Origin of the sequence: Azospirillum tabaci, assembly GCF_014596085.1 — a bacterium.
GTDB classification, from domain to species: domain Bacteria; phylum Pseudomonadota; class Alphaproteobacteria; order Azospirillales; family Azospirillaceae; genus Azospirillum; species Azospirillum tabaci.
Map to the genome: position 1 here is coordinate 33,720 of NZ_JACCJY010000016.1, position 14,604 is coordinate 48,323.

The following is a 14,604-nucleotide window of genomic DNA, read 5'->3' on the forward strand; positions in this document are numbered from 1 at the left end:
GGCCGCGCCCGTGCCCGGAACGGTGGCCCGACCCCCGACGGGCAGGAATGCGCGCGCCGGTGGCCGGATGTCCAGAGGTTTGGGGCGCGGGATGGTGCCGCGCCCCGGTCAGGCGCCGAGAATGCCCCGCGCGCGCAGATTCTCCACCACCCGCGCGGCGAGCGCGTCGGCGTCCTCCGCCGTGGTGTCGAGCCGCAGGTCCGGCGCGTCCGGCCGCTCGTAGGGGGAGTCGACGCCGGTGAAGTTGCGCAAGCTCCCGGAGCGGGCCTTGGCGTAGAGCCCCTTGGGGTCGCGCCGCATGCACTCCTCCAGCGGCGTGTCCACGAACACCTCCAGGAAGAGGCCTTCCGGGAACAGGGCGCGCAGGGCCTCCCGCTCGGCCCGGAAGGGGGCGATGAAGGCGCAGAGCACGATCAACCCGGCCTCCGTCATCAGCTTCGCCACCTCCCCCACGCGCCGGATGTTCTCGACCCGGTCGGCGTCGGTGAAGCCGAGGTCGCGGTTGAGCCCCAGCCGGACGTTGTCGCCGTCCAGCATCATGGTGTGGTGGCCGAGCGCGTGCAGCCGCCGCTCCAGCCGGTTGGCGACGGTGGACTTGCCGGACCCCGACAGGCCGGTGAACCACAGGACCGCCGGCCGCTGCCGCTTGGCCGCGGCGCGCTCGGCCGCCGAGACGGCCAGTTCCTGGCGGTGCAGGTTGGCGGCGCGGTGCAGCGGGTGCAGGATCATCCCGGCGCCGGCGGTCCGGTTGGAGAAGCGGTCCACCAGGATGAAGGAGCCGGTGTGGCGGTTCGCCGCGTAGGCGTCGAAGGCCAGAGGCGCCGCCGTGGACAGATTGCACAGGCCGACCGCGTTCATCGTCAGCGTCGTGGCCGCGCTGTGCTCCAGCGTCTCCACATTCACCGCGTGGCGCAGCGCGGTGACGGTCGCCGGCACCCAGCGCGCCCCGGCCCGCAGCAAGTAGGAGCGGCCGGGGATCAGCGGCTCCTCCGCCATCCACAGCAGGTGCGCGGCGAACTGGTCGGCCACCTCCGGCGTCTCGGCCGGCCTTTCTGCCGGGCCGGCCAGCAGGTCGCCGCGTGCGGCGTCCACCGCCTCCTCCAGCGTCACGGTCACCGCGTCGCCGGTCTGCGCCCCTGGCCGGTCGCCGTCGAAGGTGACGATGCGGGCGATCCGCGCGCTTTGCCCCGACGGCCACACCGTCACCGCGTCGCCCGGCGCCAGGCGGCCCGACAGCAGCGTTCCGGACAGGCCGCGGAAGTCCGAGGCCAGATCGGGAGAGGGCCGATTCACCCAGTCCACCAGGAAGCGCAGCGGTCCGGCGAGCGCGTTCCCGTCCTCGACCGCCGCCGTCTCCAGATGCTCCAGCAGGGCGGGGCCGTGATACCAGCCCATGGCGGCGGAGCGGTGGACGACGTTGTCGCCGCGCCGCGCCGACAGGGGGATCGCCGTCACCGTGGCGAAGCCGAGCGGGGCGGCGAAATCCGCGAAGGCCTGCGCGATGGCGGTGAAGACCGCCTCGTCGCAGCCGACCAGATCCATCTTGTTGACCGCCAGCACGACGTGGCGGATGCCCATCAGGGAGCAGACGACGGCGTGGCGGCGCGTCTGCGTCAGCAGGCCCTTGCGCGCGTCGACCAGCAGCACCGCGAGGGCGGCGGTGGAGGCGGCGGTGGCCATGTTGCGGGTGTACTGCTCGTGCCCCGGCGCGTCGGCGACGATGAAGCTGCGCCGGTCGGTGGCGAAGAAGCGGTGGGCGACGTCGATGGTGATGCCCTGCTCGCGCTCGGCCTCCAGCCCGTCCACCAGCAGCGAGAAGTCGATCCCGCCCTCCTCGTCGGTGCGGCCGCGGCTGTCGCGCAACACCTGCGCCAGCTGGTCGTCGGGCACCAGCCCGGCGTCATGCAGCAGCCGGCCGATCAGCGTGGACTTGCCGTCGTCCACCGACCCGCAGGTCAGGAAGCGCAGAAGCCCCCGTGTGGGGAGAGGCGCGGGAATGTGCCCGGTGGAATCCATCAGAAATATCCTTCCCGCTTCTTGCGCTCCATGGAGGCGGGCTCGTCGCCGTCGATCAGGCGTCCCTGCCGTTCGGAGGTGCGCGACGCGCGCATCTCCGCGATGATGCCCTCCACCGTCACGGCGTCGGACTCGATGGCCCCGCTCAGCGGGTAGCAGCCGAGCGTGCGGAAGCGGACCCGGCGTTTCTCCGGCACCTCGCCGGGGTTCAGCGGCAGGCGGCCGTCGTCCACCATGATCAGCGTGCCCGCTCGATGGACGACCGGGCGCTCCGCCGCGAAGTAGAGCGGCACCACCGGCAGCCCCTCCGCCGCGACGTAGCGCCAGACGTCCATCTCGGTCCAGTTGGACAACGGGAAGACGCGGACCGACTCCCCCGGCCGGATGCGCGTGTTCCAGAGGTGCCACAGCTCCGGCCGCTGGTCACGCGGGTCCCAGCTGTGGGCGGCGGTGCGCACGGAGAAGACGCGCTCCTTGGCGCGGCTCTTCTCCTCGTCGCGGCGCGCACCGCCGATGGCCGCGTCGAAACCATGCCGGTCGAGCGCCTGGCGCAGCGCTTCCGTCTTCATGACCCGGGTGTGGACGGCGGAGCCGGAGCGGATCGGGTCGATCCCCTGCGCCACGCCCTCCTGGTTCACATGGACGATCAGGTCCAACCCCAGCCGGCGTGCCGTCTCGTCGCGGAAGGCGATCATGTCGCGGAATTTCCACCCGGTGTCGACGTGGAGCAGCGGGAACGGCACCCGTCCGGGGTGGAAAGCCTTGCGCGCCAGGTGCAGCAGGACGCCGCTGTCCTTGCCGATGGAATAGAGCAGGACCGGCCGGCTGAAGGCCGCCGCGACCTCGCGCAGTATGGCAATCGATTCCGCTTCGAGCAGTCGCAGGTCGTCCGGCAGGTTTGGCATCGCGTTCCCAGGAAAACACTCAGATTAAACACATGAAGAGGCCAGCGGAATTGGCCGGGGGACAACCCTGGCGGGCCATCACCGGGCTTACCGCAACGCCGGCCGCCGTGCCAAGGGCGCCGGCGGGTTCGCTCAGTTTTGTTACCGCGCCGCTCCGGAGGGTGGGCGCAACCGCGCCAGCAGGCCCGTCAGCCGTCCGATGACCAAGCCGGTGAGGAGCCGCGCCGCCACCCCGCGGAAGGCCCGCCCGCGCGGCCCGCGCCGCAGCAGGGCGGCCAGCAGGCGGCGGCCCGGCCGTGGCCCGGGCAGGAAGGTGGCCGTCGCCGTCCGCCGCCCTGTTGCGGCGCCTTCCGGCCCGCCCTCCAAATCGACGCGTCGGCGCAGCGCCTCGGCGAAGGCGGCGCGGCAGACCAGCTCGGCGTCCGGCAAGCCAATCAGAAGCTGCAGAGGCTTGGCCAGCCGCCGACGGGCCGCCGCCGATTGGGCCGCGAGCGCCAGGGCCGGGGCGAGGGCGAGGGCAGCCGCCAGCTTGGCGGCCAGCCTCAGGCCGGGGCGCCGCCGGTAGCCCAGGCTGTTGGCTCCGTGCTGGATATAGTCGCCCAGCGATTGCGGCAGATAGGCGATCGTGCCCTCCGCCGCGGCGCAGCAGGCGATCCAGTGGTCGTGGAAGGCGATCCGGCCGAGCGCCGGGAAGGGCAGGGCCAGCCGCAGCAGCGAGGCCCGGAACAGGCAGGCGCAGCCGGTGACGGCGTTGGCCATCAGCAGCGCGTCGAGGCTGTCGTGGCGGCTGTCCAGGCCGGGCCAGAAGGTTTCCGACACGACCCGGCCGGCCCTGTCCACCACCCGCATGTTGCCGAAGGCCAGGACGATCCCGTCCCGATGGCCGGCCACCAGGGCGCCCACCAGGGCGGCCAGCCGGCCGGGCGCCCAGCGGTCGTCCTGGTCGGCCAGGGCGACGAACTCCGCCTCGGCCGGGACGCGGCCCAGCGCGCGCTCGAAGTTGCGGTAGAAGCCGAGGTTGACGCCGTTGCGCACCGGGCGGAAGCGGTCGTCCCCGGCGGTCGCCTCCAGGATATGGTTCCAGTGGGCGTCGTCGGAACCGTCGTCCTCGATCAGGCACACCCAGCGTTCGTGCGTCTGGGAGCGGATGGAGTCGACCTGAGCCCGGAACAGGGCCGGGTCGGGATTGTAGGTGGCCATGGCGATGGCGACGAGCGGCCCGCCGCCCAATGGCTCATTTCGCTGTGGCCCGTTCTCCGGCGGTGGAACCGGCAGCGGGGGCGCCGCATCCTCCACGATGACCGGCCCCGCCGGCCATTCCTCCCGCGTGCCGTCCGTCCATTCCAGCGTCAGGACGGGCCGATGCGTCCCGCCGGCACCGGCCGCCGGCACTGTGGCCAGCCCCCAGAATCCGCAGGCCAGATCCGGCTCGACGCCGTGGCGGCGCTGTGCGGCCTCGGCGTCGAAACGGAGCGTGTTCAACCCTGTGGCCGGGAAGCGCGCCGCGCCGACGACCACCGCGGCCGCGCGCAGGCGGGCGCCCGGGCGGCGGGCCCATCCGGAGAAGCCCCAGACCAGGTCGCGGTGCGGCGGAACGCGGGGAGGGAGGCCGGGATCGAGATGCAGGAGGGTGGCGGACATTCCTCGGCCTTCGGGAGAACCGGTGCGGCGGTGACGGGGTTGAGCGGGGCGCGCACTCTAACAGCCCTCCGGCGGTGTGGCGAGGACGCTTCACCATTCCCAAGCGGGGCTGCGTTGTGCTTCTGTCTGCCCGCGCTTGGCCGCTCCGGATCGCGGCCTGTCCCAAAGAAACACGGAACAGGGAAAGGCCGATGTCCAGCGGCACACCCATCGGCAGTCCACCCATGGGCCGCCGGCTCCTTGCGCGGGCGGGCGTCACCGTCCGGCTGGAGCCGCTTGTGATCGGGGTTATGGCCGCCGCCTACGGCCTGCTGTTCGGCGTGCTGCTCCTGGCCCGGACCCCACCCTTCGCCGGCCAGGACGAGGCCTTCCACTGGCAACGCGTGCTGCAGATCGCCGACGGCCATCTCCTGGCGGAGACGTTGGGCCCCAACGCCTGGGGCGGCCCGATCGACCGGGCCGGTTATCTCCAGATGCTCTATCATATCGGCCGGATACAGAAGCACGGGCCGGTCGATCCCGTGGAGGCCCAGGCGCTGTCCGATCACCTCGCCGCCCAGCCGCGGTCTCTGGAGGTGGTGGCTTTCCCCAGCTCGGCCAGCTTCGCGCCGCTCGCCTATGTGCCGCAGGCGGCGGGCGTCGCCGCGGCGCGTGCCGCCGGGCTGGGGCCGCTCGGCCAGATGCAGGCGGGACGCGCCGGCAATTTCGCCGTCTACGCCCTGATGGTCGCGGCGATCCTGCGCGCGCTTCCGGGCGCGCGGGTGGCCGTCCTGGCCCTGGCCCTGTCGCCGGTGGCGCTGCAGAGCGCCTGTTCGCTGAGCGCCGATCCCCTCAACCTGACCCTGCCCGTCCTGATGCTGGCGCTGGTCTGGCGGCTGCGCGACCGCGGCGCGCCGATCGGCTGGGTGACGGGGACGGGGTTGGTCGCCCTGTCGGCGGCGCTCGGCCTGCTCAAGCTCACCATGGCGCCTTTCGCCGGGGCGGTGCTCTACCTGCCCGCGGCGGTCGCCGGGGGCTCCTGGCGGTCGCGCCTTGGCCTCAGCGGCCTGTGCCTCGCCGTCGCGCTGGGCGCCGCCGTTCTGTGGAACGCGGCCTATCCCTTCGTCCCAGGACCCTACTGGGGCACCGGCGCCGATCCGGCGGCGCAGGTCGCCCGCCTGCGCGCCGATCCTCTGGACGGTCTGCGGGTGCTCGCCGCCACGGTGCGCGACTGGGCGGTGATGTGGTGGCGCGACGGTTACGGACGCTACGGCGGCCACCCTCCGCCCTGGCACGGCTACGCGCCCGACCGCTGGGTGCTGCCGGCCTTCTGGGTGCTGCTGGCCCTGTCCTTGTGCGACGGCCCGCGGCGGCGCGATCCCGGATTCGCGGCCGGCTGCCTCATCCCGGCGCCGGGCTACGCGCTGCTGCTCCTGGTGGCCTTCTGGGTCGGCTACACGCCGGTCGGCTCCGCCACCGTGGACGGCGTCCAGGGGCGCTATTTCCTGCCCATGCACGCGCTGGTCCTGCTGGGACTGGCCGCCGCCGCCGGTGCCTGGCGTCCGGCCGCGCCACGCCGGAGCCTGCGCTTCGCCCTCTTCGCCGCCGCCCTGGCCCTGAGCGGGGCCGTGCTCGTGGAGGTTCTGGGCGTCTGGCGAAGCCTCTGGCCCGTCGAAGGCTGCTGCGCCGGCTGATTTCGGAGAAGGGCGGGAAACAGGCGGCCTGCGGCGGAGCGCGGCGTCAGCGCGGTTGCCTGTTCGTTGCGTATTCTGCTATTGCGGCTCTACTCCCCCTTCCGGTCGTTCCGGACCCCATTCAGGTTGTGAGCAGGATGCACATCGACTGGAACACCAGCAGCGCCGCGCCCATCGACGCGGTTTGCCCGGCCTGTGCCGACGCCAGCCCGAAGTCCGTCCGCCTGACCGTCCAGTCGGCCGTCCCGCCCAACCCGCTGCTGCCTCTGGCCCTGTGCGGCCGCTGCGGCACCGCCTTCTTTCCGACGCTTCAGCAGCCGGAGTATGAAAGCGCGCAGGCGACCGACGCCGCGCTCGCCTTCTACCTGGAGCAGGGGGCCGGCATCGACGTGATGGCCGAGCCGCTGTTCGCCATCGATCCGTCCAAGGTCCGCCGCTACCTGGAGATCGGCTGCGGCTTCGGCTTCTCGCTCGACGTCGCGCGCACCGTCTTCGGCTGGTCGGTCCAGGGCATCGACCCCGGCTTCGCCGCCCGCGCCGGGCGCGACCTGCTGGGGCTGGACATCTCGTCCACCTACCTGCGCACGCCAGCCGATGCCGGGCCCGACCCCTTCGACCTCGTCCTCTGCTCCGAGGTGGTCGAGCACATCTTCGAGCCGCTGGATTTCCTGTCCATCCTGCGGGGCGTGCTGGCGCCGGGCGGCACCCTGCTGCTGACCACGCCCAACGCCGGCGCGATCGCGCCCGAGACCGCCGCCGGCGTCCTGGTGCCGCTGCTCAGCCCCGGCTACCACGTCACGCTCTACAGCCGCGAGGGCTTCGAGGCGCTGCTGCGCCGCGCCGGCTTCACCGCCGTCTCGGTGTCCGAGCACGGGCCGACGCTGCGCGCCACCGCCGCGATGACGGAAGGAACGGCCGACCTGTCGCGCCGGCTCGACCGGGCGCGCTACCTCGACTACCTCGCCGAACGGTCGCGGACCGTCGCCGCCGACACCCCGCTCGGCCTCGGCCTGCGCTACCGCCGCCTCAAGGAACTGACCCACGCCGGGCGTTTCGCCGAGGCGCGCGAGGCGGCGGTTCCGGTGATCGAGGCCTGCCGCGCGCGCTGGGGTCTGGAGCTGGACAAGCCGGATGCCCTGCCGTCCATGGCCGACTGGCCGGCCGACATCGCGGGGTTCCACGACCGCGCCCCGTTCAGCCTGTGCGGCATCCTCTACTGCCTGGGCATCGCCGCGTGGCTGCATGACGACGACCGCGACCGGGCGCGCCTCTGCTTCCAGGTGGCGGGCGAGGCCGGAGAGCGGGCGCGCGCCGCGCTGCAGGCGGCCGGTGCCGACGACGGCGAGACGGACGACCTCGCCTGGCGCGCCCGCGGCCACGCCGCCGGCATCCTGGCCTGGAGCGATCCGCTTGAGGCCGCCGCCGGCATTGAGCGCCTGGCCCGCGACCCCAGCCCCATTCTGGGCGAGCGCGTCCCGACGGCCATCCTGACCGGCCTGCGCCGGCAGACCTTCATCGACTTGGTCAATCTGGGCCATTACGCCGCCGCCGACCGCCTCGCCCGGGACGTCGAGGACGACCTTGCGCAGTGGGGAGCGGCGGAGACGGCCTCGGCGGCCTTTGCGATCGCCATCCTGTCCCTCAACCATCGCAAGGCGGTGAAGGCGGCCGCCGGCTGGTTCGGCAAGGCCGCCGAGGCGAGCCGGGAGGCGGGCGACCCGCTGTTGTGGCCGGCGCTTTACCACCAGGCCGAGGCCCTGGCCGCCGCCGGGAAGAAGCCTCAGGCGGCCGAGGCGTTGCGCGGGCTCCTCTCCCCCGCGCCGGGCCTGCCGGCGGTGCCGGCCGACCTGCGCATCCGGGCCGAGAATCTGGCCCGCTCCCAGCGGCTTTCCGTTTGACCGCGCCGAGGGTGGGACCGTCCCGATGACAAGCATTTTGGCCCGCCTTCTCATGCGTCTGCGCATCGGCTTCTTCTGGGTGGTCGCCCAGGTCAAGCTGCTGGGGGGCTATTTCTCCTACGGCGCCAGCTTCTTCCGCAAGGAAAGCTACGTGCGCGAGCGCTGGGATGGGCACCGGCCGCTGGCCACCGCCCGCCGGGTGGCGGTGTTCGTCCACTACGACCGCCAAGGTGTGGTCCACGACTTCGTGCGGCATTACCTGCGCCAACTCCACGACATCGGCTTCGCCATCGTCTTCGTGAGCAACGCGCCGCGTCTGGTCCAGGTGGAGGCGCTGCAGGAGATCTGCGCTCTGGTCATCCGGCGCGACAACGTCGGTTACGACTTCGGGGCCTACAAGGAGGGCATCGCGGCCGTTCCCGAGCTGGGCGCCCTGGACATGCTGCTGCTCGCCAACGACAGCGTCTATGGTCCCTTGTACCATCTGGGCGGCCTGCTGGACCGGATGGGACCGGAGGAGGCCGATGTCTGGGGAGCGTCCGACAGCTGGGAGCGGTCCTTCCATCTGCAAAGCTATTTCCTGCTGTTCCACAAGACGGCCCTGACCGCGCCGGCCTTCGCCGCCTTCTGGCGGCAGTTGCGCTACGTCCAGTCCAAGATGTGGATCGTGCGCAAGTACGAGATCGGGCTGACCCGCGCCCTGCGCCGGTCCGGCCTGCACTGCCGGGCCGCCTTCCCGTACCGGCAGGCCGCCGCCGCCCTGATCGAGGCGGTGGTGGAAGGCAACGTCACGGGCGACGCGTTGCAGGACCCGGTGCGCAAGCGCTTCATCCAGCAGGTCTTCCACACGATCAACGCGGGCGTGCCGCTGAACGGGACGCATTTCTTCTGGGATTACCTGATCGCCCGCATGGAGTTCCCGTTCATCAAGCGCGACCTGCTCCAGAAGAACCCGGCGCACATCCCGCTGCTGAATTATTGGGAACGGGTGGTCCAGAATTCCACCGACTACGACACCGACCTCATCCTGCGCCACTTGGAGATGTCGCTGAAGAACCGCAGCGTTTGATGCGGGTCGGGCGCCGGTGGGGCACCGAAGGGAGGACCCACTTTGGCCAAGTTGACAGGAATCGGATACCTCCCGTAGTCACAATGGGTTGCTGCCGCACGGCACGTCGGGCGGTGGTCCCTTGCGACGCACACGATCGGCGGTCATGACCAACACTTCCCAGCACGCCCGCATCTTCCCCGTTATCCTCTCCGGCGGCTCCGGGGTCAGGCTCTGGCCGATGTCGCGCGAACAGTATCCCAAGCAGTTCCTGCCGCTGTGCTCGGAGCGCTCCATGCTGCAGGAGACCGCCCTGCGGGTCGCCGACCCGGCGCTCTTCGCGCCGCCGCTGGTCGTCTGCAACCAGGAGCACCGCTTCGTCATCGCCGAGCAGATGCGCCAAGTCGAGTCGATGCGCGGCCAGGACCGCGAACGCGGGCTGGGTGGGGCGCGGATCGTGCTGGAGCCGGTCGGTCGGAACACCGCCGCCGCCGCCGCCATCGCGGCTCTGATCGTCGCGGAGCAGGATCCCGACGGGCGGCTCCTTCTGCTGCCGGCCGACCACGTCATCCAGGACCAGGCCGCTTTCCTGGAGGCGGTGAGCGTTGCCGCCCGGGTCGCGGACGCCGGCCGGCTCGCCACCTTCGGCATCGTGCCGACCGCGCCGGAGACCGGTTACGGCTACATCCGTCGGGGCCTCCCTCTGGATGGCTCCTTGAACGGGCGGAAGGGCGCCTACCACGTCGCCGCCTTCGTCGAGAAGCCGCCGCGGGCAGAGGCCGAGCGGTACTTGGCCGAAGGGGACGTCTTCTGGAACAGCGGGATGTTCCTGCTGCCCGTGCGCCGCTATCTGGAGGAGCTGGAGCGCTGGGAGCCGGCCGTGCTCGCCGCCTGCCGCACAGCGCTCGCCGGGGGCCGTGCCGACCTCGACTTCTTCCGGCTGGAAGAGGAGTCCTTCGCCGCCGCCCCGTCCATCTCCATCGACCACGCCGTGATGGAGCGCACCGACGCGGCCGCCGTGGTGCCCTGCGCCATCGGCTGGACCGACGTCGGCGCCTGGTCGGCGTTGTGGGACATCGGCGCCAAGGACGAGGACGGCAACGTCTGCCACGGCGACACGATCGCCTGGGACAGCCGCGGCTGCTACGTCCGCAGCGAGGATGGCACGCTCGTCGCCCTGCTCGGCATGGAGGACGCGGTGGTCGTCGCCACCGAGGACGCGGTCCTGGTCGCCGCGAAGGACCGGGCGCAGGACATCAAGCCGCTGGTCGAGCATCTGAAGGCGCAGGGCCGCGACGAACCGCGCCAGCACCGCCGCGTGCACCGGCCCTGGGGCTATTACCAGTCGCTGCACGCCGGCGACCGCTTCCAGGTGAAGCGGCTGACGGTGGCGCCCGGCGCCCGTCTGTCCCTGCAGAAGCACTATCACCGCGCCGAGCATTGGGTCGTGGTGAACGGCACCGCCCTGGTCACCCGTGGCGAGGAGCAGATCCTGCTGCGCGAGAACGAGTCCGTCTACATCCCGCTGGGCACGATGCACCGGCTGGAGAATCCGGGAAAGGTGCCGCTGAACCTGATCGAGGTGCAGTCCGGCGCCTATCTGGGCGAGGACGACATCGTCCGCGTCGACGACCATTACGGCCGTCCCTGACGCGGCTGACGGGCCGCTCCCGTCGTCATTCGGCCTTTGCCCGATTTTTGGATCGATTTTTTGACGCCGGGACTTCATAGGATGGGCCTTCCGCCATGGAAGGCCCTCCACCCCCGCATGCGTCCGACACCGATCAGCCCGCCCGACGATTCCGTCATCCTGACCCTGGCCTCGCCGGCGTTCGACGCCGCCTACCCGCGCGTGGTCAACAGGGAGCTGATTCCCCAGCCGATCCTGCAATCGATGGAATGGGCGTGGAACACCCCGCGCTTTCCAGAGCGCCCGGTCCGCGTCCTGCGTCTGCCCGACGTGTGGGTGGCCAAGGAAGGGCTGGTCTTCGACCGCGAGGGCAACCTCTACCGCGAAACCATCACGCAGCATTCCGAGGCGGAGGTCGACCAGGCCCACGCGGCCGTGCTGGAGGCGATCGGGCAGGGTGGGCCGGAGGCCGTGCCCGACGCGAGCGGCCCGGTCCTGCTGTGCAAAAAGCGCGGCATCGGCAATTACGGCCATTGGATGATGGAGATGCTGCCCAAGGCGCAGCTCGTCCACCGCCACCTGCCGGAACTGCGGGCGCGCTTCCTCGTCGCACATGCGCCGGGGCACCTGAACGACAGCATGGCCCAGTCGCTGTCCATGCTGGGAATCGACTTGGCCCGGACCATCGTCGCCGACGACGCGCCCCGGCGCTTCGACGACCTGCTGGTGGTGGACGGGCTCAGCGAGCATGGCGGCTACATGTCGCCGCTCGTCCTCGACGGCCTGGACACCCTGGCCGGCGGCGTTCCGGCGGCGGGGGCGGAGCGGCTGTTCGTCACCCGCCGGGCGACCGGCTTCCGCCGCGTCGTCGGCGAGGACGCGCTGATGGCCCACGCCCAGGCTTGCGGCTACACGCTGGTCGAGCCAAGCACCCTGACGCTGCCCCAGCAGGTGTCGCTGTTCAAGGGGGCCAGGCGAATCATCGGCGTCATGGGGGCGGCGATGACCAACATCGCCTTCGCCGCGCCCGGCGCGCAGGTCGTCACCCTGACGCCCGCCGGCATGCCCGACACCTTCTTCTGGTTCATCGCGACGCTGCGCGGCCTCGACTACACCGAGGTCCGCTGCCCGCAGAGCGGTCCCGTGCGGGGCGTCATGCCCTGGGACACCGACCTGGTCCTGTCCATGGAAGACCGGGACCGGATTTTCGCGGAGTGAGGCAGGAGCATGATGCGATGACCACGCGCGGAGCCTTCGCCTTCTTCATCGAGCGCATCGAGGTCGGGACCGAACTGCGGGTCGAGGGCTGGGCGTTCCACGACCGGCACGGCCCCTGCGGCTTCGACGTGGTGATCGACGGTGGTGGCCGCCCGCCGGCCATCCACGTCCAACGGGGCATCGGCCGCCGCGACGTCGCTCTGGCCCGCGGCACGCCGATGGCGGAACGGTCGGGCTTCGTGGTGGTGGCGGCGCTGCCGGCCGGCACGTCCGCCGTCGTCCTGCGGCTGAGCGCCGGGGACGCGCAGGAGATCGTCCCGCTGATGCTGCGCACCGGCCTGTCGCTGCGCAGTTGGGAGGTGGGCTGCGAACAGGCGGTGCCGGCGGTGGAGTACCGTTTCCTGACCGAGCGCGGCCTGCGCTACGCCGCCGCCCTGCCGGCGCCGCTGACCCGTGCGCGGGTAGCGCTCGGCCTGTTCGCCGAGGCCCCGCCGCCTGCCCCTCCGCTCGCCGCGCCCGTGTCCATCATCGTGCCGGTCTATGGTGGCAAGAGCTTCCTGACGCCGCTTGTCCACGCGCTGGTGGAGACGGTGGAGCCGCGGCATCGGCTCATCTTCATCGACGACGGCAACCCGGACCGCAGCATCACCGCCTTCCTGGTGGCGCTCGGCGTCTCGCTCGACCATGTGACGGTCGTGACCAAGCCGCGCAACGAGGGTTACTTGAAGGCGGTGATCGATGGGATGGAGGTCGCGACCCGTCTCAACCCGGACGGCCATGTCGTCCTCCTGAACACCGACGTCGAGGTGCCCGCCGGCTGGCTGGAGCGGCTCGTCCGGCCGATCGAACGCACACCGTCGATCGCCAGCACCACCCCCTTCACCAACGCCGGCACCATCTGCGGCTTTCCCGCGATGCCGGAGGACAACGCGCCCTTCCTCGACGCCCCGGTCGGGGAGATCGACGCCGCCTTCGCGGCGATGGCCGTGCTGCCGCCGGTCGAGGCGCCGACCGGCGTCGGCTTCTGCATGGCCCTGAACCGCCGCGTACTGCGGGAGATCGGCTTCTTCGACCAGGCGGCCTTCGGGCGCGGCTATGGCGAGGAGGTGGACTGGTGCCGGCGCGCCATGCGGCGCGGCTTCACCAACGTGATCGTGCCGGACCTTTACGTGCACCATCGCCACGGCGGCAGTTTCCTGGGCGCGGAGAAGGCGGCCCTGGTCGAGGCGTCCGGCGCCGTCATCCGGGAGCGCTATCCGGAGTTCGATGCGGAGGTGCAGGATTTCATCCGCGCCGATCCGCTGCGTCCCGTCCGGGCCGCGGCGGCCGTCCGCATTCTGTCGGCCCAAGGGGCGATCCGGGGGCTGCCCGACCGGCCGCGGACGGTGCTGCTGTTCGACCATCCGGGCAAAGGCGGGGCCGCCACCTTCCGCGCCAAGGAGGTCGCACGCCTGCAGGGGCAGGGGCAGGCTGTCCTGCTGGTGCGGCCGACGGTGCAGCCGGTCCTTCACATGTCCGAAGGCGGCATGCCCGAGGGAGCGCTGGACATCGAGCTTCTCCACCGCGACGCTGCGGTCCGCTTCCCCGCGAACGGTCTCGACGACCTCGCCGCCCTGGTGTCCGCGCTGCCGCTGTCGGAGGTGGTGGTCAGTTCCCTGGTGGGCCACGCGGACACAGGCAGGGTCATGGCCTTCATCCGGTCGCTCCGGTCGGGCGGCGGTGGGCGTGCCGTGCCGTTGCGCCTGCTGCACCACGATTATTTTCCGGTCTGCCCGTCCCTCAACCTGATCGACGCGGAGGACCGCTTCTGCGGCGTGCCGGCCCTGGAGCGCTGCCGGACCTGCGCCCCGGCGAACGCGCATGTCCAGTGGCGGGAGGGAAGTGCCGCCGGCACCGACACTGGCACCGACGTGGCCGCCCACCGCCGGGCGTGGCAGGAACTGTTCGACCTCGCCGACCGCCACGTCGTCTTCTCGCGCAGCGCGCTCGCCATTCTGCGCCGGGCCTTCACGTTGCGCGACGATCGGGTGCGGCTCATCCCGCATCTGGCCGACCATGTGATGGTGACGCCGCTGCCCCCGCCGGCGCCGGGCCCGGTCTTGCGGGTGGCCGTCATCGGCGGGATCAACGTGGCCAAGGGCGCGCGAATCCTGGAGGGCATGGTGCGTCTGGCGGAGGTGCATCGGCTGCCGATCCGGTTCGAGCTGTTCGGCAACATCGACCGCTCCCTGCGCTCGGCGCATTTCAACGATCACGGCCCCTACGAGCCGGAGCAGCTTCCTCGGCTTCTGGCGGAACGGGGGTGCCACGCGGTCTTCCTGCCCTCGATCTGGCCGGAAACCTATTGCTATGTGCTGGACGAGGTGGTCGGGCTGGGGCTGCCGGTCGGTGCCTTCGACATCGGCGCGCCGGCCGAGCGGCTGCGGTGCTGGCCAAACGGCTTCGTCGTCTCCCAGACCACACCGGAAGCGGCCTTGTCCGCCCTGTTGCGCGTCGCCGGTCGGGCGTGACGGGTGCATCGCGATGGCCACCCGTAGCCTTTCGCTTTCCAGACCGTTCATGGCGCGAACAATAA

At 71.6% G+C, this 14,604-nt stretch carries 9 protein-coding genes; 6 read left to right on the plus strand and 3 right to left on the minus strand.

Translation table 11 applies throughout. The features are described 5' to 3' along the window. Nucleotides 1-108: 108 nt before the first annotated feature. The 3 genes from cysC to H0B54_RS15445 form a co-directional block, all read right to left on the minus strand. Nucleotides 109-2,016 carry an adenylyl-sulfate kinase gene (gene cysC, locus H0B54_RS15435; RefSeq protein WP_188261060.1) on the minus strand — a complete coding sequence of 636 codons (1,908 nt, stop codon included), beginning with the start codon at nt 2,014-2,016 and terminating at the stop codon, nt 109-111. Further along, nucleotides 2,016-2,921 (minus strand): sulfate adenylyltransferase subunit CysD, encoded by a 906-nt coding sequence (gene cysD, locus H0B54_RS15440; protein WP_094305483.1) that lies wholly within the window; start codon nt 2,919-2,921, stop codon nt 2,016-2,018. Before cysD ends, cysC begins: the two co-directional genes overlap by 1 nt. 141 nt (nt 2,922-3,062) lie before the next feature. Continuing rightward, complete coding sequence (locus tag H0B54_RS15445; protein WP_188261061.1) at nt 3,063-4,562, minus strand: glycosyltransferase; 1,500 nt, start codon at nt 4,560-4,562, stop codon at nt 3,063-3,065. Between the two features lie 191 nt (nt 4,563-4,753). Between H0B54_RS15445 and H0B54_RS15450 the strand changes: the two genes are divergently transcribed. The 6 genes from H0B54_RS15450 to H0B54_RS15475 all read left to right on the plus strand — a co-directional run bounded on the left by H0B54_RS15450 (nt 4,754) and on the right by H0B54_RS15475 (nt 14,539). Continuing rightward, entirely contained in the window at nt 4,754-6,235 is a 1,482-nt protein-coding gene (locus H0B54_RS15450; protein ID WP_246472547.1) for a DUF2142 domain-containing protein, read from the plus strand. Nucleotides 6,236-6,372: 137 nt separating this feature from the next. After that, nucleotides 6,373-8,133 (plus strand): class I SAM-dependent methyltransferase, encoded by a 1,761-nt coding sequence (locus H0B54_RS15455; protein ID WP_188261062.1) that lies wholly within the window; start codon nt 6,373-6,375, stop codon nt 8,131-8,133. 25 nt (nt 8,134-8,158) lie between these two features. Beyond that, nucleotides 8,159-9,202, plus strand: coding sequence for a rhamnan synthesis F family protein (locus tag H0B54_RS15460; RefSeq protein WP_188261063.1), 1,044 nt, complete (start codon nt 8,159-8,161; stop codon nt 9,200-9,202). A 145-nt stretch (nt 9,203-9,347) separates the two neighbouring features. Then, on the plus strand, nt 9,348-10,832 hold the full coding sequence (locus H0B54_RS15465) for a mannose-1-phosphate guanylyltransferase/mannose-6-phosphate isomerase (protein WP_188261064.1): 1,485 nt from the start codon (nt 9,348-9,350) through the stop codon (nt 10,830-10,832). 117 nt (nt 10,833-10,949) lie between these two features. Then, nucleotides 10,950-12,029, plus strand: coding sequence for a glycosyltransferase family 61 protein (locus H0B54_RS15470; RefSeq protein ID WP_188261065.1), 1,080 nt, complete (start codon nt 10,950-10,952; stop codon nt 12,027-12,029). A gap of 17 nt (nt 12,030-12,046) precedes the next feature. After that, complete coding sequence (locus tag H0B54_RS15475) at nt 12,047-14,539, plus strand: glycosyltransferase (protein WP_188261066.1); 2,493 nt, start codon at nt 12,047-12,049, stop codon at nt 14,537-14,539. Nucleotides 14,540-14,604 lie beyond the last annotated feature (65 nt).